The following is a 21,491-nucleotide window of genomic DNA, read 5'->3' on the forward strand; positions in this document are numbered from 1 at the left end:
AAAACGGCAGCAAGACAAGAGAGGCGAACCATGAACTTCCAGCAACTGCGCTTCGTGCGCGAGGCCGTGCGTCAGAACATGAATCTGACGGAAGTAGCGAACGTGCTGTACACGTCGCAATCGGGCGTGTCCAAGCAGATCAAGGATCTCGAAGACGAACTGGGCGTCGATATCTTCATCCGGCGCGGCAAGCGGCTCACGGGGCTGACCGAGCCGGGCAAGCAGGTGCATCAGCTGATCGAACGTATGCTGCTCGATGCGGAGAACCTTCGGCGCGTGGCGCGCCAGTTCGCGGATCAGGACAACGGGCATCTCGTGGTCGCCACGACGCACACGCAAGCCCGCTACGCGCTGCCGAAAGTGATCCGTCAGTTCACCGAAGTATTCCCGAAGGTGCATCTGGCGCTGCGGCAGGGTAGTCCGCAACAGATCGCGCAGATGATCGTGAACGGCGAGGCGGATATCGGCATCTCGACCGAAGCGCTCGACCGCTATCCCGACATCGTCACGTTTCCGTGCTATTCGTGGCATCACACAGTTGTGGTGCCGAAGGACCATCCGCTCGTCGGGCGTAAAGACATCACGCTGGAGCAGATCGCGGAGTATCCGATCGTCACCTACGATCAGGATTTCACGGGGCGTTCACACGTCGACCAGGCGTTCGCGAGCGCGGGCGCGATGCCCGACATCGTGCTCACCGCCATCGACGCGGACGTGATCAAGACGTATGTGGAACTCGGCATGGGCATCGGCATCGTCGCGGCGATGGCCTATGACGCCAAGCGCGACACCGAACTCGTCGCGCTCGATACGCAGCACTTGTTCGAAGCGAGCACCACGCGCGTGGGCTTGCGCAAGGGCGCGTTCCTGCGCGCGTATGCGTACCGGCTGATCGAAATGTTCGCGCCGCAACTCGACGAAGCGCAGATCGCCGCGCAACTGCGCGAAGCGGCCTGAAACACGCATGCCGGCTGATTTACAATCGCCGGCATGAACACACAGACTCTCCCTCGCATCGCCGTCCTTGCAACGGGCGGCACGATTGCCGGACAGGCCGGCAATGCCGCGTCCACGGCCGGTTATAAGGCAGGCGTCGTAGGCGTCGACAAGCTGCTCGACGCCGTGCCTGCGCTCGCTTCCGTCGCGCGAATTCATGCCGAGCAGATCGCGAGCATCGACAGCAAGGACGTGAGCCTTGCGCTATGGACGACGCTCGCCGCGCGCATCAATGAACTCGCCGCGCAGGACGACATCGACGGCATCGTCATCACGCACGGCACCGACACGCTCGAAGAAACGGCGTATTTGCTGCACTTGACCGTGAAGACTGCGAAGCCTGTCGTGCTGACCGCTGCGATGCGGCCATCGACCGCGCTATCCGCCGATGGTCCGCTCAATCTGCTCAACGCGGTCACGGTCGCGGCGTCGAAACAAGCATCGGGGCAGGGCGTGCTCGTCGCGTTCAACAACCAGATCCACAGCGCCCGCGATGTCACGAAGACGAGCACGTATGCCGTCGATGCCTTTCGCTCGCCCGAAACCGGCGTGCTCGGTTTCGTGCAGGACGGCCGCGTGGAATTCCAGCGTATGGTGACGAAGCCGCATACGACGGCAAGCGAATTCACCGTGCCGGAAAACTGGCCGATGGTCGAGATCGTCGCGAGCTATGCGGGCGCCTCGCGCGTGGCGATTGATGCGCTCGTCGCGGCGGGCGTGAAGGGAATCGTCGTCGCGGGGACGGGTAACGGCTCGATGCACGAGAGCATCGCAGAAGCCGTGAGCGATGCGGTGAAGTCGGGCGTCGCGGTCGTGCGGGCGTCGCGCGTCGGCTCGGGACATGTGATGCGCAACGGCGCAGCCAGCGACGATGTGCTCGGCACGGTCAGCGCGGGCACGTTGAATCCCTACAAGGCGCGCGTGCTGTTGCTGCTGGCGCTATCGGCCGGCATGAAGGACGCCGCGGCGCTGCAACGCCTCTTCGATACCTACTGAATGCAATCCGACGCGGACACCCGACGGCAAACCGTCTGACCGACCAAGGCTAACCCGGCGCGCCGCCGGATGCCGCTCTCGGACCTTACTTGCCGCCCTCAGCCCAGAGCGGCATTTGTCCCGCGTGCCCATACGCGGGACGCCCCACGGTTCAGGCGCGAGCCTACGCAGCAGCCTTCGCTTGCTGCGGTTCTTCCGCCACCTGGAAATTCGACATGATCTCGAGCGCCCGCACCAGCGCCGAGTGATCCCACGCTTTGCCGCCATTGGCTGCGCACACGCTGAACAACTGCTGCGCGCTCGCAGTGTGAGGCAGCGCGAGGCCCATCTTGCGCGCGCCGTCGAGCGCGAGGTTCAGGTCCTTCTGATGCAGTTCGATCCTGAAGCCGGGATTGAACGTGCGCTTCGTCATGCGCTCGCCGTGCACTTCGAGAATGCGCGACGATGCGAACCCGCCCATGAGCGCCTTGCGCACGCGTTCCGGATCGGCGCCCGAGCGCGACGCGAAAAGCAATGCCTCCGCGACCGCTTCGATGTTCAGCGCGACGATGATCTGATTCGCCACCTTGCAGGTCTGTCCCGCGCCGTTGTCTCCGATGAGCGAGATGTTCTTGCCCATCAGTTCGAAGAGCGGCTTCGCGATGTTGAACGACTTCTCCGGGCCGCCCACCATGATCGTGAGCGTCGCTTCGCGCGCGCCGACTTCGCCGCCGGACACGGGCGCATCGAGGTAATCGCAGCCGAGCGCGTTGATCTTCTTCGCGAACTCCTGCGTGTCGAGCGGGTTGATCGAGCTCATGTCGATCACGAGCTTGCCCTGGCTCAAGCCGTTGGCCACGCCGTCATCGGCGAACAAGACGTTGGCGACATCGGGCGTGTCGGGCACCATCGTGATGACGATCTCGCTTGCCTGCGCAACGGCCGTCGAGTCCGCGACGACTTTCGTTTGCGCGCGGATATCGTCGGGCACCGGATACTTGCCGTTCACGACGAGCGCGTGACCGCCCTTGATGAGGTTGCGCGCCATATGCGCGCCCATGATGCCGAGGCCAATGAAACCGATCGTTGCCATACTGTGTGCTCCTCCTTTGTGTCGTGGTTCAGGCAGCGGCGCGCGCCTTGTCCGTCGCGATCGAGCGCAGCCAGCCGAGCCCGGCTTCCGTGCCCGCGAGCGGCTTATATTCGCAGCCGATCCAGCCGTCGTAGCCGATCGAATCGAGCAGATCGAACAGGAACGCGTAGTTGATTTCGCCGGTGCCGGGTTCGTTGCGGCCGGGGTTGTCGGCAAGCTGAATATGCGCGATCGACGGCAGATTCTTCTTGATCGTCGCGGCCAGTTCGCCCTCCATGCGCTGCATGTGATAGATGTCGTATTGCAGGAAGAGATTGTCGGAGCCGACCGCGCGAATCACGTCGAGTCCCTCGTGCGAACGGTTCAGCGCGAAGCCCGGAATATCGTATGAATTGCACGGCTCGACGAGCAGACGGATGCCTTCCTGCTTCAGCGCATCGGCGGCGAAACGGAGGTTCTCGATGATCGTTTCGCGCGCCTGTTGCGCCGAGACGCCCGCCGTCGGAATGCCGACGAGGCAGTTCAGTTGCGGCACGTTCAGCGCCTTCGCGTATTCGATCGCGCGCGGCACGCCGTCGCGAAACTCGGCGATGCGATCCGGCAGACACGCAATCCCACGCTCGCCTGCTTCCCAGTTACCGGCAGGCAGGTTGTGCAAGACGATCTGCAAGCCGCTGTCCCGCACGCGCGCTTTGAGATCGCTGATCGAATACGGATACGGAAACAGGAATTCGACTGCCTCGAAGCCCGCGTTCGCCGCCGCCGCAAAGCGGTCGAGGAACGGGACTTCGTTGAAGAGCATCGTCAGATTCGCGGCGAATTTCGGCATTGTTCTTTTCCTGATGGTCGGTCAGTGGGTCGTCAGTTGATGCTTCAGTCGAGCGGCGTGACGGCGGTGGGCGCGTCGGCACGGCTCTCGGCGAGCTCTTCGAACTCGTTGATCGCGTCGATCTCGGTGCCCATCGCGATGTTGGTCACGCGTTCAAGGATCATCTCCACGACGACCGGCACCTGATGTTCGGCCGCAAGCGCCTGTGCCTGCTTCAGCGCACCGGCGATGTCCTCCGGCTTGAACACGCGCAGCGCCTTGCAGCCGAGGCCTTCGGCGACCGCGACGTGATCCACGCCGTAGCCTTCGAGTTCCGGCGCGTTGATGTTGTCGAACGCGAGTTGCACGCAGTAGTCCATGTCGAAGCCGCGCTGCGCCTGTCGAATGAGACCGAGGTACGAGTTGTTCACGACGACATGCACGTACGGCAGCTTGAACTGCGCGCCGACGGCGAGTTCTTCGATCATGAACTGGAAGTCGTAATCGCCCGAGAGCGCGACGATCTTGCGCTGCGGGTCCGCCGCGCGCACGCCGAGCGCAGCGGGAATCGTCCAGCCGAGCGGGCCGGCCTGACCGCAGTTGATCCAGTTGCGCGCCTTGAACACGTGCAGAAACTGCGCACCGGCGATCTGCGAAAGACCGATCGTCGTGACGAAACAGGTGTCGCGGTCGAACGCCAGGTTCATCTCTTCGTAGACGCGCTGCGGCTTCATCGGCACGTTGTCGAAGTGCGTCTTGCGCTGCATCGTGCGCTTGCGCTGCTGGCAGTCCGCGACCCACGCGCCGCGGTCCTTCAGCTTGCCTGCGGCTTTCCATTCCTTCGCCACTTCGACGAAGAGTTCGAGCGCCGCCTTCGCATCCGAGACGATGCCGAGATCCGGTCCGAACACGCGGCCGATTTGCGTCGGCTCGATATCGACGTGAACGAACTTGCGGCCCTTCGTGTAGACCTCGATGCTGCCCGTATGCCGGTTCGCCCAGCGATTGCCGATGCCGAGCACGAAGTCCGATGCGAGCATCGTCGCGTTGCCGTAGCGATGCGACGTCTGCAAGCCGACCATGCCGGCCATGAGCGGGTGATCGTCGGGGATCGCGCCCCACGACATCAGCGTCGGGATGACGGGCACGCCCAGCGTTTCGGCGAATTGCACGAGCAGGTCTTCGGCCGCTGCGTTCAGCACGCCGCCGCCGGACACGATGAGCGGCTTGTCGGCGTCGTTGAGCATCGCGAGCGCCTTTTCGATCTGCGCGCGCGTCGCTTTCGGCTTGTAGACCGGGAGCGGCTCGTACGTGTCGATGTCGAATTCGATCTCGGCGAGCTGCACGTCGATCGGCAGATCCACCAGCACGGGACCGGGGCGGCCCGAGCGCATCAGATGGAACGCCTGCTGGAACACGCGCGGCACGAGCGCCGGCTCGCGCACGGTCACCGCCCACTTCGTGACCGGCTTGGCGATCGATTCAATATCGACCGCCTGGAAGTCTTCCTTGTAGAGACGCGCGCGCGGCGCCTGGCCGGTGATCGCGAGAATCGGGATGGAATCGGCAGAAGCGGAATAGAGGCCCGTGATCATGTCCGTGCCCGCCGGCCCCGACGTGCCGATGCATACCCCGATGTTGCCGGGCGCGGCGCGCGTATAACCTTCGGCCATGTGCGACGCGCCTTCGACGTGGCGCGCGAGCACGTGGCTGATGCTGCCCGACTTTTTCATCGCCGAGTAGAACGGGTTGATCGCGGCGCCCGGCACGCCGAACGCGGTATCGATACCTTCCTTTTCCAGCACGAGGACGGCTGCGTCGACGGCTCTCATCTTGGCCATGAATGTCTCCTTCCTTCAGTCTCTTTCCGTTATCGCTGTCTGCATCGAAGCAGGGTTCCGTTGCACTTTAAGATTGTGAAAAAGGTTTGATAAGATCAGTCGGAGTCGCTTTTTCCCAAACAAAAAGTTTCGAATGACGCAGCGGCGCGGCTCGGCACAGGAGACAAGGAAATGGACCGCTTTAAGCAGATCGAGACGTTCGTGCGCGTCGCGGAAGCCGGTAGCCTCGCGGCGGCGGCGCTGGAAGAGGGCGTGTCGCCGGTCATTCTCGGACGGCGCATCGACGCGCTCGAGAAGCGCCTCGGCGTCAAGCTGATGTACCGCTCGACGCGGCGGCTCGTCGTCAGCGAAGAGGGCGCGGCATTCCTCGACCGCTGCAAGAATCTGCTCGCCGAGTGGGACCAGGCGGAAAACGAACTCGCGGCGGGGCGGCGCGCGGTCGGCGGGCATCTGATCGTGTCGGCGCCGGCGGCATTCGGGCGCATGCACGTCGCCCCGCACGCGCCGGCGTTCCTTGCCGACAAGCCGGAATTGCAGATGTCGTTCAATCTGACCGACCGCGTCGTGGATCTGGTGCGCGAGGGCTACGATCTGTCGATTCGCATCGGCGGCACGGTCGATCCGAACTTCGTCGCGGTGAAGCTGGCGAGCAACCGGCGCGTGGTGTGCGGCACGCCCGCGTACTTCCGCAAGCACGGCAAGCCGAAATCGCTCGACGATCTGCCGAATCACAACTGCCTCGCGTTCAACCTGCAAGGCGGGCAGAACCGCGGCTGGTACTTCCGGCGCAACGGCAAACTCGTGACCGTGCGCGTGAGCGGCAACCTCGACTGCAACGACGGGGAATTGCTGCATCGCTGGGTGTCGGAAGGACTCGGGCTCGGCTGGCGCTCCACGTGGGAGATCCAGCGCCAACTGGCGGCGGGCGAACTCGAAACCGTGCTCGACGAGTACGAGTTGCCCGACTACGACATCCTCGCCGTCTACCCGCAACAACGCTACGTGCCGGCGCGCGTGCGCTACTTCATTGATTATCTGAAGGAAATCTACGCGCAGCCCGGTTATTGGAGCCGCGCGGTCGAGCCGCCCGGCGAAGCGCACCGGCAGCCGGGCGCGGGCGCGCTAAATGATTGAAAAAATGGCGAAAGTCAGTCGGAAAACTCCGGTTTGGCTTGCCGTCCGACCGCCAAACGGTATATACTCGCTGGCTTCTCACTTGCCGCACCGGTCCGACGCCCGGGCGGCTTTAATCCACAAGTAGCCAAAAGGAGTGAATATGCGTCATTACGAAATCGTCTTTATCGTGCATCCCGATCAAAGCGAGCAAGTGCCCGCGATGATCGAGCGTTACAAGAGCACGATCACGTCGCACGGTGGCCAGATCCACCGTATCGAGGACTGGGGCCGCCGCCAACTGGCCTACATGATCGAGAAACTCGCGAAGGCTCACTACGTCTGCATGAACATCGAATGCGACCAGGCGACGCTCGAAGAACTGGAACACGCGTTCAAGTTCAACGACGCCGTTCTGCGCCACCTCATCGTCAAGATGAAGAAGGCCGAAACCGGCCCGTCGCCGATGATGAAGGAAGTGCAGCGCGAAGAAGCCAAGAAGGCGGCCAGCCAGCCGTCCGAAGCGCAGGCTTAAGGACAGTTCAACACTGTCAAGCCACCAGGGAACCGAAACTCACTCGTGAACCGGCTGCAACTGACAGCGAGCGTCGTGGAACGCGAACCGGTGCGATACACGCCCGCCGGCATCCCGATCGCAAGCTGCACGTTGCAACACGCGGCGGAAGTCGTCGAAGCGGGCATCGCCCGAAAGATCGAACTGACACTGCCCGCGGTCGCTGCCGGAGAAGCGAGCGGCAGGCTGGAAAGCTGTCCGATGGGCGTCGAAACGCGCTTCACGGGCTTTCTGGCGAAGAAGGGCCGTAACTCACGAACCCTGGTGTTTCACATCACAGAATTGCAGGACATTGGAAAGGACTGAACATGCCCCGCCCGACTGGTAAGAAATTCGACAAGCGTCGTCAGCAACAAAACCCGCTCTTCAAGCGCAAGAAGTTCTGCCGCTTCACGGCAGCCGGCGTCGAGTACATCGACTACAAGGACACGGAAACGCTGAAGGACTTCATCGGCGAAAACGGCAAGATCACGCCGGCTCGTCTGACTGGCACGAAGGCGCACTATCAGCGCCAGCTCGACACGGCAATCAAGCGCGCGCGTTTCCTCGCGCTCCTGCCGTACACCGACCTGCACAAGGCCTAATCAGACGACGCATAAGGAATAGCCAAAAATGCAAATCATTCTTTTGGAAAAGGTCGTCAACCTGGGCAACCTAGGCGACATCGTCAAGGTCAAGGACGGCTACGCACGTAACTTCCTGATCCCCGGCAAGAAGGCTCGCCGCGCGACCAAGGACGCGATCGCCGAATTCGAAGTTCGCCGCGCCGAACTCGAAAAGAACGCCGCTGAAAAGCTGGCTGCAGCGCAAGCTCAAGGCGACAAGCTGAACGGCTTCACGGTTCAGATCTCGCAGAAGGCTGGCGTCGACGGCCGTCTGTTCGGTTCGGTCACGAACGCGGACATCGCCGAAGCACTGAAGTCGCAAGGCTTCGCGGAAGTGGAAAAGGCGCAAGTGCGTCTGCCGCAAGGCCCGCTGAAGATGGTCGGCGACCATCCGGTTCAAGTGGCGCTGCACACGGACGTCGTGGTCGACGTTACGGTGTCGGTGCTCGGCGAACACGCCTAAGTTTCACGCGGGGCTTCGGCTTCGCGAGCAGTAAGAAAGGGCAGGAACCTTCGCGGGTTCCTGCCTTTTTTGTTTGTCCGATCAATACACCGCATGGCCGATTTCGTCGATAATTCCACCCCATGAACGCACCGTCCAAAGATCCGCAACTCGACGCGCTGAAGGTTCCGCCGCACTCGATCGAAGCCGAGCAATCGGTGATCGGCGGCTTGCTGCTGGATAACGCGGCATGGGACCGCATCGCCGACGTGATGTCGCAGAGCGACTTCTATCGCTACGACCATCGCATCATTTACGAGCACATCGGCAAGCTGATCGCCGCGACGCGGCCGGCCGACGTGATCACCGTCTACGAATCGCTCACGATGGCCGGCAAGGCCGAGGAAGTGGGCGGCCTCGCGTATCTGAACGCGCTCGCGCAGAACACGCCGAGCGCGGCGAATATCCGCCGCTATGCGGAAATCGTGCGCGACCGCGCGGTGCTGCGCCGTCTCGTGTCCGTGGCGGATGAAATCTCCGCCGACGCATTCAATCCGCAAGGCAAGGAAGTCCGGCAGATTCTGGACGAAGCCGAAGCGCGCGTGTTCTCGATCGCCGAAGACGGCGCGCGCGGGACGCAAGGCTTCCTCGAAATCGGACCGCTGCTGACGCAAGTCGTCGAGCGCATCGATACGCTGTATCACACCGCGAATCCGAGCGACGTGACGGGCACGCCGACCGGCTTTGTCGATCTCGACCGCATGACCTCGGGCATGCACGGCGGCGAACTGATTATCGTGGCGGGGCGCCCGTCGATGGGTAAGACGGCGTTCTCGATGAACATCGGCGAATACGTGGCCGTGGAGTACGGCTTGCCCGTTGCCGTGTTCTCGATGGAAATGCCCGGCACGCAATTGACCATGCGTATGCTCGGTTCGGTCGGCCGGCTCGACCAGCACCGCATGCGCACGGGCCGGCTCACCGACGAAGACTGGCCGAAGCTCACCCATGCCGTGCAGAAAATGAGCGAGGCGCAGCTTTTCATCGACGAAACCGGCGGCCTCAATCCGATGGAACTGCGCTCGCGGGCGCGGCGTCTGTCGCGCCAGTGCGGCAAGCTTGGGCTGATCATCGTCGACTACTTGCAGCTGATGTCGGGCTCCGGCGGCGGCGAGAACCGCGCGACCGAAATCTCCGAGATCTCGCGTTCGCTGAAGGGGCTCGCGAAGGAACTCGACGTGCCGGTGATCGCGCTGTCGCAGCTCAATCGCGGTCTGGAGCAGCGTCCGAACAAGCGGCCGATCATGTCCGACCTGCGCGAATCCGGCGCTATCGAGCAGGACGCGGACGTGATCCTCTTCATCTACCGCGACGAGGTGTATAACCCTGACAGCCCGGACAAAGGCACCGCGGAAATCATCATCGGCAAGCAGCGTAATGGTCCCATCGGACCGGTCCGCTTGACGTTCCACGGCCAATACACGAAGTTCGACAACTTCGCCGGCGTTCAGAGCTTCTACGGCGGCGAATAGCCTCGTTCGCGCAAGACTGTCAAGCCTTCGATCAGAGCCCCATGCACGCGGCGTCCGAGCGCGGTGCGCGGGGTGCTGGGCGCAGGTACAATATGTCGGTTTGATGTCAGCCTCATTGACCCATCTATCGGGACTTTCATGTTCGGTCGTTTCATGCCCACCGAGGGCAAATTCTTCGAGATTTTTAACGCGCACGCGAAATGCATGGTCGATGCAAGCCGCGAGCTCGAACTGCTGATCGACAACCTCGACGAAGCCGAGGTTCACAAGCAGAACGTCCAGACCAACGAAAAGCGTGCCGACAAGCTCACGCACGAAACCATCGATCTGCTGCACAAGACGTTCATCACGCCGCTCGACCGCGACGAAATTCACAAGCTCATCACGACGATGGACGACATCCTCGACCTGATGGAGGACGTCGCCACGGCCATTTCGCTGTACGACGTGCGCGCGGTGACGTCGGAAGCGAGCCAGCTCGCGCATATCTGCACGGCCACGTGTCTGCGCGTGCAGCAGGCCGTGAGTCTGCTCGAAGACATGAAACGCGCGAGCGAAATCCTCAAGATCTGCGAAGAAATCGACCGTCTGGAGTCGGATGCTGACCGCGTGCTGCGCTCGGCCATGTCAAAGCTCTTCCGCGAAGAAGACGACGTGAAGACGCTCATCAAGCTCAAGGCCATCTACGAGCTTCTGGAGACGATCACCGACAAGTGCGAGGATGTCGCGAACATCATCGAAGGCATCGTGCTGGAAAACGCCTGATCATGCCGCCCGAGCCCGTTCGCGCAGGACTTATCGGATGCGGCGGGCGATGACGACACAGACCGGCCGTCAGTACAGCGCCGGTCAATACCACACCAACTGATGCATTCGATTCAACTCGCTATCTGGGCAGTCGCTACGCTCGTCATGGTCGCACTCGTGTTCGACTTCATGAACGGCTTTCACGACGCCGCCAACTCCATCGCGACGGTCGTTTCGACCGGCGTGCTGAAGCCGCAGCAAGCCGTCGCGTTCGCGGCCGCGTTCAACGTCATCGCGTATTTCATCTTCCACCTGAAGGTCGCCGCGACGGTCGGCAGGGGCACGATCGACCCGGACATTGTCGATCACTACGTCATCTTCGGCGCGCTCGTGGGCGCGATCGGCTGGAACATCGTCACGTGGGTGTACGGCATTCCGTCGAGTTCGTCGCATGCGCTGATCGGCGGGCTCGTCGGCGCGGCGCTCGCGAAGTCGGGCTGGGGCTCGCTCAACTGGGACGGGCTCCTGAAGACGGTCGCGTTCATCTTCATCTCGCCGCTGCTCGGCTTCGTGCTCGGCTCGTTTTTCATGCTGCTCGTATCGTGGCTGTATTTCCGCACGCCGCCGTCGAAAGTGGACCGGCGTTTCCGGCGTCTGCAATTGCTTTCGGCCGGGCTGTATTCGCTCGGACACGGCGGCAACGACGCGCAGAAGACCATCGGCATCATCTGGATGCTGCTGATCGCGACCGGCTACGCCTCCGTAGGCTCGGACGCGCCGCCGATCTGGGTCATCGGGCTCTGCTATCTGTCGATGGGACTCGGCACGCTGTTCGGCGGATGGCGCATCGTGCGGACGATGGGCCAGAAGATCACGAAGCTCAAGCCCGTCGGCGGCTTCTGCGCGGAGACGGGCGGGGCGATCACGCTCTTCGTCGCGTCGTTCCTCGGCATTCCCGTTTCCACGACGCACACCATCACCGGCGCGATCGTCGGCGTGGGCGCGACGCAGAAGTTCAGCGCGGTGCGCTGGGGCGTCGCGGGCAACATCGTGTGGGCGTGGATTTTGACGATTCCGGCTTCCTCGGCGCTCGCCGCGGCGGGCTGGTGGCTCGGGCACCGCTTCCTGTAAGCAGTCAGTTTGGCCCGCGGCCCGCGTCAGAAAGCGGGCCGCGGCGCATCAGATGATCGGCGACGACACGCCGTCCATCGGGATGATCGCGCCCGACACATAACTCGCGCGGCGGCTCGCCAGAAAGAGGGCGACGTCGGCGATTTCCTCCGGTTTCGCGTAACGCCCGAGCGGCACCTTGGCCTGACTTTCGGCGAGCACCTGATCGCGGGTGACGCCTTGTCGTTGCGCCTCCAGTTGCAGCGCTTCCTCGACGCGCTCGGTGAGCGTCGCGCCCGGATTGATCGCGTTGATGCGAATGCCGAGCTTCGCGTAGTGATGCGCGAGTCCGACCGTGTTGAGCATCAGCGCCGCGTTGGCCGCGCCGCCCGCGATATGAATGTCCGTCGCGATCTTGCCGCCCATGCCCACGATGTTGACGATCGCACCCGGTTCCGCGCCGGGCTCGCTGCGCAGGCGCTCGGCCATGCGCTTGAGCACGACTTGTTGCGGATAGACGTACGAGAAGTACTTCGCGTCCATCGCGGCCTTGTAGGCGGCGGCGTCGAGCGTATCGGGGTCGTAGCGGCGGGCAGCGCCTGCGCTGTTGATCAGAATATCGATGGGACCCAGCGCGGCGCTTGCTTCTTCGACCACGTCTTCCGCGCTATGCGCCTCGTGAAGATCGGCGCGCGCGAGGTGGACGTGATGACCGTCGGCCGCCAGTTGTTCGCGCGCACGGGCGAGATTCGCGGCATCGCGCGAGACGATGGCGACTTTCGCGCCTTCGCTCGCAAACGCCTTCGCGCACGCAAAGCCGATTCCCTTGCTGCCACCCGTGATCAACACGACCTTGCCGGCCAGTCCCAGATCCATGATCTTGCGCTCCTATCGGTTCTTTGATGTCGCTGTCGAGGAAGTATCGAACACGATAGCAGAGCAGGGCGCAGGGTGTCGCATTGCGCGGCTTGCGTCGCGTCAGTCGGCCCCTGTTGCGAATCGGGCGATGGGGTCGTCGTTCGATGCGGTGCGCGGTGGAGTTAGCGAGCCCGTCGACGCCCGCATCGCGCGCACGGGCGGTTCGGCGGGCTGCGACGCCATGGCCGCTTGCGCTTGCTGGCGGGCGGCGCGTGAGAGTGGCGGCGGAGGCTCGTAGGCATCGGCGGCGGCCTGGATCGGATCGGGTGCCTGGCTCGCGGACGCGATTGTTCTTCTGCTGGCTGTCTGCGCCTGACGCTGTGCGGCGGTCAACGATGCGGGCGGTGGTTCGTATGCGTCAGCGCCGGCGGCAGGTGTTTGACGGGGGTAGGCCGAAGCCGCTGCAGACGATTGCCGCTGCGCGGCGCTCGACGAAGCGGGCGGCGGTTCGAAGGCATCGGCATTGGCTGATGCTGCAGGCGTTCGACGCGCGTAAGCCGAAGCCGCAGCAGACGATTGCCGCTGCGCCGCGGTCAGCGATGCGGGCGGTGGTTCGAAAGCATCGGCGCTTGCGGTCGCTGCGGGCGTTTGACGTGCATAAGCCGAAGCCCCAGCCGACGACTGCCGCTGCGCAGCGTTCACCGACGCCGGCGGCGGCTCGAAGGGGTCCGCGCTGACGGCTGGTGCAGGCGCTTGACGCGCGTAAGCGGAAGCCGCAGTAGACGACTGCCGCTGCGCAGCGCTCAACGTTGCGGGCGGCGGTTCGAACGCGTCCGCGCTGGCGGCTGGTGCAGGCGCTTGACGCGCGTAAGCGGAAGCCGCATTAGACGACTGCCGCTGTGCAGCGCTCAACGTTGCGGGCGGCGGTTCGAACGCGTCCGCGCTGGCGGCTGCGGTACGCGTTTGACGCGCATAAGCCGAAGCCCCAGCAGACGACTGTCGCTGCGCAGCGTTCACCGACGCCGGCGGCGGCTCGAAGGGGTCCGCGCCGGTGGTTGCGGCCGGCTTCTGGCGGGCATAGGCCGAGGCGACCGAAGCCCCGGCCGTCGTCGCTGAGACTGGCGCCCGACTCGCATAAGCCGAAGCCGTAGACGTTTGCAGCTGCGCCGCGCCGATCGACGTCGACGGTCGCTCGACGGCAGCGACGCTGGCCGTTGCCGGCATCGGCTGACGCGCATACGCCGGCTCCCCAGAATCCGCCCCGCGCGACGCCACATACGTCGGCGCATCGAACGGCGTCGGCGCCGTCTTCGGCGGCGCGACGCGGCGAATGCCGTCGAACCGCTTCGCCCAGTAGGGGTTCGTCAGGTAATCGAGCCGCACGGTGCCGCCCGTCGACGGCGCATTCACGAAACGCAGCTTGCCGACATAAATGCCGACGTGCGAATGCGGTCGCCCGGTCGTGTTGAAGAAAATCAGATCGCCGGGCGCGACTTCGTCCGGCTCGATGGATTCTCCGCGCCCGCTCATCTCGGCGGTCGTGCGCGGCAGATTCACCGACGCGGCACGATCGACGACATAGCGCACGAGCCCGCTGCAATCGAAGCCCGCCTCCGGCGTATTGCCGCCCCAGCGGTACGGCACGCCGACGAGCGACATCGCCTGAATGGAGATCTCCTCGCGCCCGACGCTGTGATCGACGAAGTTCGGGAAGCCCGACGGCGGCTTATACGCGCGCGGCGTCGTGCTGGCCGATACCGCGGGCTTGCGCCCCGCCTGTTGCGGCGCGCTTCCGCACGCGGCAAGCAGGACGGACACGAAAAGCGGTAGCCAGATTCGACGCATTGGAGCCGAGCGAGCGCGCTCGCCGAAGAGAAGACAGTCCGCCGATACTAGCCCGCCGCACGGCCGTGCGGCAAGACATCGTGAGGTTCCACTTTAACTTTGTGCGATAAGTGTTGCGAGAGCGGAACGCGCGGACAAAGAAAAGCCCGGCGGATCGCTCCGCCGGGCCTTTGCATCGAACCGTGCGTCTTACAGAATGTCCGAAGCGTAATCCGCGAGCCGCGAACGCTCGCCGCGCGCCAGCGTCACATGGCCGCTGTGCGTCCAGCCCTTGAAGCGGTCGACGACGTAAGTCAGCCCCGAACTCCCTTCGGTCAAATACGGCGTGTCGATCTGCGCGATGTTGCCGAGGCACACGATCTTCGTACCCGGACCGGCGCGCGTGACGAGCGTTTTCATCTGCTTGGGCGTCAGGTTCTGCGCCTCGTCGATGATCACGTATTTATCGACGAACGTCCGCCCGCGCATGAAGTTCATGCTCTTCACCTTGAGCCGCGAGCGGATCAATTCCTGCGTGGCTGCGCGGCCCCATTCGCCGGCGGCATCGTCGGTTTTCTGGAGGACTTCGAGGTTGTCGTCGAAGGCGCCCATCCACGGCTGCATCTTCTCTTCCTCGGTGCCCGGCAAGAAGCCGATGTCCTCGCCGACCGGCACCGTCGCGCGCGTGACGATGATCTCGTTGTAGCGCTTGTCGTCGAGCACTTGCGCAAGGCCGGCGGCGAGCGCCATCAGCGTTTTGCCGGTGCCCGCCTGACCGAGCAGCGTGACGAAATCGACTTCCGGATTCATCAACAGATTCAGCGCGAAGTTCTGCTCGCGATTGCGCGCCGTGATGCCCCACACGTTGTTCTTGTGATGCCCGTAGTCGCGCAGCGTCTGAAGCAGCGCCGTCTTGCCGTTGAGTTCGCGCACGACCGCGTGGAACGACGGCTCGCCGTTCTGCGGCTCGAGATAGACGAACTCATTGACGAGCATGGACGGGCAAAGCGGCCCGGTCACGCGGTAATACGTGGTGCCGGTCTTGGTGTCCTGCCAGCTTTCCATGCCCTTCGCGTGCTTGGTCCAGAAATCCTGGGGCAGCGCGCGCACGCCGGAATAAAGCAGGTCCTTGTCTTCCAGCACCTGATCGTTGAAGTAGTCCTCGGCGGGCAGGCCGAGCGCGTGGGCCTTGATGCGCATGTTGATGTCTTTCGACACCAGCACGACCTGCCGATCCGGCCGCTCCTTCTGAAGCGCGCGCACGACGCCGAGAATCTGGTTGTCCGCCTTGCCGATAGGCAGGCCTTCGACCGGCTCGATCTCGGTCAGCGTCGTCTGGAAATACAGGCGGCCGAGCGCGTCGCGGTTGCCTTGCGCGGCAAGCGGAATGCCCTCCGACATCTGGCCCGCGTGCGCGACGAGCGCGTCGAGCGTGCGGCTCACCTGACGGGCATTGCGCGCCACTTCCGACATACCCTTCTTGTGATTGTCGAGCTCTTCCAACGTCATCATCGGCAGATAGACGTCGTGTTCCTCGAAGCGGAAAAGCGAGCTCGGGTCGTGCATCAGCACGTTGGTGTCGAGCACGAAGAGCTTGCGCAGTTCTTCCTCGACCGCGCCGCGCTGGCGGCGCTTGTTCTGCGTGCGCGGATCCTTGGCGGGCGCGGCGCTCGGAGCCGGCGTCGCGGCGGGCGCGTCCGCGCGGGCCTCGCGCTTGACGGGACGGGCTTCCTCGCTCGTCTCTTCCTCTTTCTGACGCGCAGCGGGCACCGGTTGCAAGAGAGCGGCAGTCTGCTTCGTGCGACGGCCGCGCGCGGCGGGTGCAACCGGCGCGGCAGCGGCGGGCGTCTCGGCGGATGCGTCTTGCGGCGCCTGCGCGAGCACGTCACTGGCGATGGAGCGCAGCGTGGTGGCCGCATTCGCAGCGGCGGGACGCTCGGCGGCGACGGTCTCGACCGAGCCGATGGCGTCGTCGTCGCTCGCCGCAGCCTGTTTTTTCGGCTGCTTCGAAGGCCGGGCTTTGGCCTTGTACTCTTCGGCCGGAAGGAGATGGCCGAGCTTGGCCGGGGCGGTAGGCAAAGGCATGGTGTTCCCTCGAAAGGAATCGGGTCGTGTATCGTGCGCCGCCTGTCGCATCCTGCTCGTCCGCCCGTAAGCTACGTGTGCCGCAGTTTGCGCCCGGTGGCGCGCTTCGTTGTCGAAAACGCCGGTTCGCCTAGGTTTCGATCTGCTCCTTGAGGTTGCGTCGCGCCCACGACAAAAGCGAGGAAGCGCGCGACACCAATAAAAAAGCCGCCGTTCCGGCTACCGGAACCAGCGGCTGACTTCTCTCTCAGAGCGCCTGCGCCGTGCCCGTTCCACATAGCCCGGGTCCATGCCGACCGCGCCAAACGGCATGCGGCGGCTCGCGCAAAGGCTTGAGGAATGGGGTGGACAGGCGCTCATTGCGAATCAATATAGCGTGCCTCAAATGGCTTGTACAGCCTCGACGATGGCCTCTACGTGCCCTGGCACCTTGATGCCGCGAAACTCGCGCCGCAGCACGCCCTGGGCGTCGAGCAGAAACGTCGAACGCTCGATGCCGCGCACTTCCTTGCCGTACATCTTCTTCATCTTGATGACGTCGAACAGCGAGCAAATGGCTTCGTCGGCGTCGGAGACGAGCGTGTAGGGCAGTTCCAGCTTGGCCTTGAAGTTGTCGTGCGACTTCACGCTGTCACGCGAGATGCCGACGATTTCCGCGCCCGCCGCCTTGAACTGGTCGTAGTGGTCGCGAAATTGCAGACTCTCCGTGGTGCAGCCCGGCGTGTTGTCCTTCGGATAGAAGAAGAGCACGACTTTCTGGCCGCGCAGGCTCGAAAGCGTGAACTCGCCGCCCGTGGCGGGCGCGGTGAAGTCGGGAACGGGCTGGTCGACTGCGACTGGCACGAAGGTTTCTCCTGTTGTTGTCTTGTGTTCGCTGTGTATCGCCGAGGCAAAACGGCGTCTCAGCCGGGCTGCACGATCAGCTCGCCCGCGCGGCCCGGGATCTCGCCCCACGTCACGGGATAAGACGGCAAGCTCGCGCGGTCGAGCGTCGCATGATAGTCGCCCATCGTGGCGAAGCTGTGTCCCTGCGTGCGCCAGCCCGCGAGCAGTTGCTCGAATACCGGCGCGAGCTTCTGGCCTTCGAGTTCGGCGTGCAGCGTGAACACCTGATCGTGCGGATTATTCGCGGTATGCCGCAAGACGTGCGCCGCGACGTTGCTCTCGTCGACGCCGTTCACGCCCAGCACTTCGTCGAGCGTGGGCAGCGTGGTCGGCATCTGGACGTGCGCGAGCGTGCGGCCATCGAGCACCGGAATGTACGGCGTGTGTCCACGGCCGTCGGAGGCATAGCGCATGCCCCAGGCGTCGATCTGCTCGAACGCGTAGCCGTTCATCTGCCAGCCGGCCGCGCCATGCGTGACGGGCGGCGCGCCGAAAATCTCGACGAAGCGCGCGTGACTTTGCTGCATCTGCGCGACGGTCCATGCGCGGTCGCGCGAGCGCACGTTGTCCTGCCAGTAGACGTGATCCCACGTATGGATGCCGCACTCGAAGCCGGCTTCGTGGATCGCGCGCATCTCCGACACCGCGCGCCGGCCGATATCCGGCCCCGGCAGCAGCACGCCGTACATCAGCGTTTTGATGCCGTAGTGCTCGACCACCGACGTGCGCGACACCTTTTGCAGAAAGCCGGGCCGGAACACGCGGCGCAGCGCCCAGCCCGTGTGATCCGGGCCGAGGCTGAAGAGGAACGTCGCGCGGGCGTTGTACTTGTCGAGCAGGCGCCCGAGGTTCGGCACGCCTTCGCGCGTGCCGCGCAGCGTATCGACGTCGATCTTGAGGACGATGCGGGCCACGCTGCTTTCTTACGCCTGTTCGACGAGCTTGCGGGCTTCGCCCACGTGTCCGCGATACGCCTCGAAAATCTTGCGCAGCGCGTCGTCCATCGTGGCTTGCGGCGCCCAGCCGAGTTCCTGCATGGTGTTGTCGATCTTTGGCACGCGGTTCTGCACGTCCTGATAGCCCGTGCCGTAGTACGCGCCCGACGAGGTCTCGACCAATTGCACTTGCTTGGCCGTGTCCGCGTATTCCGGGAACTCGCCCGCGAGCGCGAGCATCTTGTTCGCGAGTTCGCGCACCGAGAAGTTGTTCTTCGGATTGCCGATGTTATAGATCTTGCCCGTCGCCACGCCGCCCTTGTTCTCGATGATCTTCATCAGCGCGCCGATGCCGTCGTCGATATCCGTGAACGCGCGCTTCTGCGCGCCGCCATCCACGAGGCTGATGTTCTCGCCGCGCACGATATGGCCGAGGAACTGCGTCACCACGCGCGACGAACCTTCCTTCGGCGTGTAGATGGAGTCGAGGCCCGGGCCGATCCAGTTGAACGGGCGGAAGAGGGTGAAGTTGAGCCCCTCCATGCCGTAGCCCCAAATCACGCGGTCCATCAGCTGCTTCGAGCACGCGTAGATCCAGCGCGGCTTGTTGATGGGACCGTACGAGAGCACGGAGTTTTCCGGGTCGAACTGCTCGTCGGTGCACATGCCGTACACCTCGGACGTCGACGGAAACACCAGATGCTTGCCGTACTTCACGGCCGAACGCACGATCGGCAGGTTCGCCTCGAAGTCCAGTTCGAACACGCGCAGCGGCTGCTTCACGTAGGTCGCGGGCGTGGCGATGGCAACCAGCGGCAGGATCACGTCGCACTTTTTCACGTGATACTCGACCCACTCCTTGTTGATGGTGATGTCGCCTTCGAAGAAATGCATCCGCTCGTGATTCGCGAGGTCGCCCAGACGATCGGTTTGCATGTCCATCCCGAAGACTTCCCAGTCGGTGGTTTCGAGGATGCGCTTGGACAGGTGATGGCCGATGAAGCCGTTGACGCCCAGGATGAGAACTTTTTTCATGAATGACGAGAGGATTGAATGAGTCGGCCGAATTCGGCGGAATCGACGGCGCGTTCTTCGCCCAAAGGTTGCGACGCGCTATCGAGCAGCCGGTGACGCAGCTCGTACACGGCGATCACGCGGCCATCGCCGCAGACGCCAAACAGCGCATTATCCGTCACCGTCAGGCCCGGCGGCAAACTGGCCATGGCCGCGAGGCGCGCGGGCGGCATGCCGGGCGCGCCGGTCGGGGGCACGAGCCGCGCGCGCGCGACGATGAAGCGATGCTCGCCGATATCGGTGAAGGCGCCCGGATAAGGCGGCGCGACCGCGCGAATCAGGTTGTAGACGCGCTCTCCCGGCTGCGTCCAGTCGATGCGGCCGTCTTCCGGCTTGCGCCCGCCGTAGTAGCTGCCGGCGGCGAGATCGTTCGGCAGATGCGGCGCTTCGCCGGCGAGCAGGGCGGGCAGCACGCGCCAGAGCGTCTGCTCGGCGGCGACCACGGTCTTATCGAAGACCTGGGCGGCGGTGTCGTCCGGCAAGATCGGCACGGGCGTTTGGGCGAGGATCGCGCCGGCGTCGGGCTTTTCGGCCATTTCGTGCAGCGTCGCGCCGGTTTCGGTCTCGCCGTTGAGCACCGCCCAGTTCGTCGGCACGCGGCCGCGATACTTCGGCAAGAGCGAGCCGTGCATGTTGTACGCGCCGCGCTTCGCAAGCGCGAGCAGCGCGACTGGCAGCATGTGCCGGAAATAAAAGGAAAAGATGAAATCGGGCGCGGCTTTCGCCACGGCTTCGTGCACTTCCAGGGCTTTGGGATCGGCGGGCGTGATGACTTCGATGCCGCGTTCCGCCGCGACCTGCGCGACGCTGCCGAACCAGATGTTCTCGCTCGCGCTGTCCTCGTGCGTGACGACGAGCGCGACGTCCACGCCGCGCGCGAGCAGCACTTGCAGACAACGCACGCCGACGTTGTGATACGCGAAGACGACGGCGCGCGGCTTCATCGGCCCGGTTCCTCGCGGCCGATCACGGCAGCGGCGACCGGCTGCACGGGTTCCTGCATCGGCTTGCTTGCGATGGAGAGTCCGTCGCGTTGTTCAAGAATGGTCTGCACGAGATAACGCGGACGCGCGCGCACCTGCTGATAGATGCGGCCGATGTATTCGCCGAGCAGCCCGAGCGCGAAGATGATCACGCCGAGCATGAAGAACGTGATGGCGAAGAGCGTGAACACACCCTGAACTTCCGCGCCGAACATGAAGCGGCGAATCAAGAGCAGCACGAAGAGGCCCGCGGAGCCGACTGACAGAATCACGCCGATGAACGACAGCCATTGCAGCGGCACCACCGAAAAGCCGGTGACGAGGTCGAAGTTCAGGCGGATCAGGCTATACAGCGAGTACTTCGATTCGCCCGCGAAGCGTTCCTCGTGCGCGACGTCCACTTCGATCGGATTCTGCGCGAAGGTGTACGCGAGCGCCGGAATGAACGTGTTGATCTCACCACAGCGATTGATCGTGTCGATGATGTGCCGGCTGTACGCGCGCAGCATGCAACCCTGGTCGGTCATGCGAATCTTCGTGATGCGCTCGCGCAGGCGGTTCATCGCGCGCGAAGCCTTCTTGCGCCACAGGCTGTCCTGCCGCTGCTGGCGGATGGTGCCGACGTAGTCGTAGCCCTCGCGCATTTTCGCGACGAGCTTGCCGATTTCTTCCGGCGGATTCTGCAGATCGGCGTCGAGCGTCACGACGATCTCGCCGCGCGACTGCTCGAAGCCCGCGAGAATCGCCATGTGCTGGCCGTAGTTGCCGTTGAGCAGAATGACGCGCGTGGTGTCCGGGCGTGCGTGGAACTGCTGCGCGAGAAGCGCGGCCGATTTGTCGCGGCTGCCGTCGTTGATGAAGATGACTTCATACGACGCGCCGAGCGCATCCAGTGCCGGGTACAGACGATCGAAGAGGGCGGCGAGACCGTCCTCCTCGTTGTACACCGGAATGATGACCGAGACCTCGGGCGAACTCGCCGGAAAATCGGTATGACTCATGTGGCTGTGC

20 protein-coding genes and 1 pseudogene are annotated in these 21,491 nt (G+C 63.9%); 10 read left to right on the top strand and 11 right to left on the bottom strand.

Features of this window, described 5'->3' with window-relative positions:
• Positions 1-30: 30 nt before the first annotated feature.
• Positions 31-957, top strand: a complete 927-nt coding sequence (locus tag NCR34_RS06880) for a CysB family HTH-type transcriptional regulator (RefSeq protein WP_175940234.1) — start codon at positions 31-33, stop codon at positions 955-957.
• A 33-nt stretch (positions 958-990) separates the two neighbouring features.
• The gene (locus NCR34_RS06885) at positions 991-1,992 is read left to right on the top strand and encodes an asparaginase (protein ID WP_250499428.1); all 1,002 of its coding nucleotides are present in this window, start codon (positions 991-993) and stop codon (positions 1,990-1,992) included.
• Between the two features lie 163 nt (positions 1,993-2,155).
• Here NCR34_RS06885 and NCR34_RS06890 read toward each other — a convergent pair whose 3' ends face one another.
• Genes NCR34_RS06890 through gcl form a run of 3 tightly spaced genes read right to left on the bottom strand, consistent with a single transcriptional unit; the run spans position 2,156 to position 5,713 of the window.
• Positions 2,156-3,064, bottom strand: a complete 909-nt coding sequence (locus NCR34_RS06890) for a 2-hydroxy-3-oxopropionate reductase (protein WP_175940236.1) — start codon at positions 3,062-3,064, stop codon at positions 2,156-2,158.
• 28 nt (positions 3,065-3,092) lie between these two features.
• Positions 3,093-3,893, bottom strand: coding sequence for a hydroxypyruvate isomerase (hyi, locus tag NCR34_RS06895; RefSeq protein ID WP_250499430.1), 801 nt, complete (start codon positions 3,891-3,893; stop codon positions 3,093-3,095).
• A 44-nt stretch (positions 3,894-3,937) separates the two neighbouring features.
• Positions 3,938-5,713, bottom strand: a complete 1,776-nt coding sequence (gcl, locus tag NCR34_RS06900) for a glyoxylate carboligase (protein WP_250499432.1) — start codon at positions 5,711-5,713, stop codon at positions 3,938-3,940.
• Between the two features lie 171 nt (positions 5,714-5,884).
• Between gcl and NCR34_RS06905 the strand changes: the two genes are divergently transcribed.
• The 8 genes from NCR34_RS06905 to NCR34_RS06940 all read left to right on the top strand — a co-directional run bounded on the left by NCR34_RS06905 (position 5,885) and on the right by NCR34_RS06940 (position 11,857).
• The gene (locus tag NCR34_RS06905) at positions 5,885-6,847 is read left to right on the top strand and encodes a LysR family transcriptional regulator (RefSeq protein ID WP_250499433.1); all 963 of its coding nucleotides are present in this window, start codon (positions 5,885-5,887) and stop codon (positions 6,845-6,847) included.
• A 142-nt stretch (positions 6,848-6,989) separates the two neighbouring features.
• Positions 6,990-7,361, top strand: a complete 372-nt coding sequence (gene rpsF / locus NCR34_RS06910; protein WP_061117413.1) for a 30S ribosomal protein S6 — start codon at positions 6,990-6,992, stop codon at positions 7,359-7,361.
• A gap of 45 nt (positions 7,362-7,406) precedes the next feature.
• Positions 7,407-7,706 carry a primosomal replication protein N gene (gene priB, locus NCR34_RS06915; RefSeq protein WP_159836079.1) on the top strand — a complete coding sequence of 100 codons (300 nt, stop codon included), beginning with the start codon at positions 7,407-7,409 and terminating at the stop codon, positions 7,704-7,706.
• A 2-nt stretch (positions 7,707-7,708) separates the two neighbouring features.
• Complete coding sequence (gene rpsR, locus NCR34_RS06920; protein ID WP_007000150.1) at positions 7,709-7,984, top strand: 30S ribosomal protein S18; 276 nt, start codon at positions 7,709-7,711, stop codon at positions 7,982-7,984.
• Positions 7,985-8,012: 28 nt separating this feature from the next.
• Positions 8,013-8,468 (top strand): 50S ribosomal protein L9, encoded by a 456-nt coding sequence (gene rplI, locus NCR34_RS06925; RefSeq protein WP_175940240.1) that lies wholly within the window; start codon positions 8,013-8,015, stop codon positions 8,466-8,468.
• A 122-nt stretch (positions 8,469-8,590) separates the two neighbouring features.
• Entirely contained in the window at positions 8,591-9,979 is a 1,389-nt protein-coding gene (locus tag NCR34_RS06930) for a replicative DNA helicase (RefSeq protein WP_175940241.1), read from the top strand.
• A 138-nt stretch (positions 9,980-10,117) separates the two neighbouring features.
• Positions 10,118-10,744 carry a DUF47 domain-containing protein gene (locus NCR34_RS06935; RefSeq protein WP_175940242.1) on the top strand — a complete coding sequence of 209 codons (627 nt, stop codon included), beginning with the start codon at positions 10,118-10,120 and terminating at the stop codon, positions 10,742-10,744.
• Between the two features lie 102 nt (positions 10,745-10,846).
• Positions 10,847-11,857, top strand: a complete 1,011-nt coding sequence (locus NCR34_RS06940; RefSeq protein WP_175940243.1) for an inorganic phosphate transporter — start codon at positions 10,847-10,849, stop codon at positions 11,855-11,857.
• Positions 11,858-11,905: 48 nt separating this feature from the next.
• On the opposite strand, the gene NCR34_RS06945 is transcribed toward NCR34_RS06940, so the two are convergent.
• The 8 genes and pseudogenes from NCR34_RS06945 to NCR34_RS06980 all read right to left on the bottom strand — a co-directional run bounded on the left by NCR34_RS06945 (position 11,906) and on the right by NCR34_RS06980 (position 21,481).
• Positions 11,906-12,712: an SDR family oxidoreductase gene (locus NCR34_RS06945; protein WP_250499435.1), complete on the bottom strand. Its 807-nt coding sequence runs from the start codon at positions 12,710-12,712 to the stop codon at positions 11,906-11,908.
• Between the two features lie 765 nt (positions 12,713-13,477).
• Positions 13,478-14,539 (bottom strand): annotated as a pseudogene (locus tag NCR34_RS06950) (C40 family peptidase); the annotation flags it as partial.
• A gap of 189 nt (positions 14,540-14,728) precedes the next feature.
• Positions 14,729-16,603 carry a PhoH family protein gene (locus tag NCR34_RS06955; protein WP_250499436.1) on the bottom strand — a complete coding sequence of 625 codons (1,875 nt, stop codon included), beginning with the start codon at positions 16,601-16,603 and terminating at the stop codon, positions 14,729-14,731.
• Positions 16,604-16,984: 381 nt separating this feature from the next.
• Positions 16,985-17,446: a peroxiredoxin gene (locus tag NCR34_RS06960; protein WP_175940246.1), complete on the bottom strand. Its 462-nt coding sequence runs from the start codon at positions 17,444-17,446 to the stop codon at positions 16,985-16,987.
• Positions 17,447-17,505: 59 nt separating this feature from the next.
• Positions 17,506-18,402: a polysaccharide deacetylase family protein gene (locus NCR34_RS06965; RefSeq protein ID WP_250499437.1), complete on the bottom strand. Its 897-nt coding sequence runs from the start codon at positions 18,400-18,402 to the stop codon at positions 17,506-17,508.
• 9 nt (positions 18,403-18,411) lie between these two features.
• The gene (locus NCR34_RS06970; RefSeq protein WP_175940248.1) at positions 18,412-19,458 is read right to left on the bottom strand and encodes a bifunctional UDP-4-keto-pentose/UDP-xylose synthase; all 1,047 of its coding nucleotides are present in this window, start codon (positions 19,456-19,458) and stop codon (positions 18,412-18,414) included.
• On the bottom strand, positions 19,455-20,441 hold the full coding sequence (locus NCR34_RS06975) for a formyltransferase (RefSeq protein ID WP_250499439.1): 987 nt from the start codon (positions 20,439-20,441) through the stop codon (positions 19,455-19,457). Before NCR34_RS06975 ends, NCR34_RS06970 begins: the two co-directional genes overlap by 4 nt.
• A complete protein-coding gene (locus tag NCR34_RS06980; protein WP_250499441.1) occupies positions 20,438-21,481 on the bottom strand; it encodes a glycosyltransferase in 1,044 nt (347 codons plus the stop codon). The genes NCR34_RS06975 and NCR34_RS06980 overlap by 4 nt, the downstream gene beginning before the upstream one ends.
• Positions 21,482-21,491 lie beyond the last annotated feature (10 nt).

It is taken from the genome of Caballeronia sp. GAWG1-5s-s, assembly GCF_023631445.1.
Taxonomy (GTDB): Bacteria; Pseudomonadota; Gammaproteobacteria; order Burkholderiales; family Burkholderiaceae; genus Caballeronia.

Excerpts from the sequence above, each read along its gene's own strand:
- NCR34_RS06880 (WP_175940234.1), top strand. The coding sequence starts at position 31 with ATGAACTTCCAGCAACTGCGCTTCGTGCGCGAGGCCGTGCGTCAGAAC.
- NCR34_RS06885 (WP_250499428.1), top strand. The coding sequence starts at position 991 with ATGAACACACAGACTCTCCCTCGCATCGCCGTCCTTGCAACGGGCGGC.
- NCR34_RS06890 (WP_175940236.1), bottom strand. The coding sequence starts at position 3,064 with ATGGCAACGATCGGTTTCATTGGCCTCGGCATCATGGGCGCGCATATG.
- hyi (WP_250499430.1), bottom strand. The coding sequence starts at position 3,893 with ATGCCGAAATTCGCCGCGAATCTGACGATGCTCTTCAACGAAGTCCCG.
- gcl (WP_250499432.1), bottom strand. The coding sequence starts at position 5,713 with ATGGCCAAGATGAGAGCCGTCGACGCAGCCGTCCTCGTGCTGGAAAAG.
- NCR34_RS06905 (WP_250499433.1), top strand. The coding sequence starts at position 5,885 with ATGGACCGCTTTAAGCAGATCGAGACGTTCGTGCGCGTCGCGGAAGCC.
- rpsF (WP_061117413.1), top strand. The coding sequence starts at position 6,990 with ATGCGTCATTACGAAATCGTCTTTATCGTGCATCCCGATCAAAGCGAG.
- rpsR (WP_007000150.1), top strand. The coding sequence starts at position 7,709 with ATGCCCCGCCCGACTGGTAAGAAATTCGACAAGCGTCGTCAGCAACAA.
- rplI (WP_175940240.1), top strand. The coding sequence starts at position 8,013 with ATGCAAATCATTCTTTTGGAAAAGGTCGTCAACCTGGGCAACCTAGGC.
- NCR34_RS06930 (WP_175940241.1), top strand. The coding sequence starts at position 8,591 with ATGAACGCACCGTCCAAAGATCCGCAACTCGACGCGCTGAAGGTTCCG.
- NCR34_RS06935 (WP_175940242.1), top strand. The coding sequence starts at position 10,118 with ATGTTCGGTCGTTTCATGCCCACCGAGGGCAAATTCTTCGAGATTTTT.
- NCR34_RS06940 (WP_175940243.1), top strand. The coding sequence starts at position 10,847 with ATGCATTCGATTCAACTCGCTATCTGGGCAGTCGCTACGCTCGTCATG.
- NCR34_RS06945 (WP_250499435.1), bottom strand. The coding sequence starts at position 12,712 with ATGGATCTGGGACTGGCCGGCAAGGTCGTGTTGATCACGGGTGGCAGC.
- NCR34_RS06955 (WP_250499436.1), bottom strand. The coding sequence starts at position 16,603 with ATGCCTTTGCCTACCGCCCCGGCCAAGCTCGGCCATCTCCTTCCGGCC.
- NCR34_RS06970 (WP_175940248.1), bottom strand. The coding sequence starts at position 19,458 with ATGAAAAAAGTTCTCATCCTGGGCGTCAACGGCTTCATCGGCCATCAC.
- NCR34_RS06975 (WP_250499439.1), bottom strand. The coding sequence starts at position 20,441 with ATGAAGCCGCGCGCCGTCGTCTTCGCGTATCACAACGTCGGCGTGCGT.
- NCR34_RS06980 (WP_250499441.1), bottom strand. The coding sequence starts at position 21,481 with ATGAGTCATACCGATTTTCCGGCGAGTTCGCCCGAGGTCTCGGTCATC.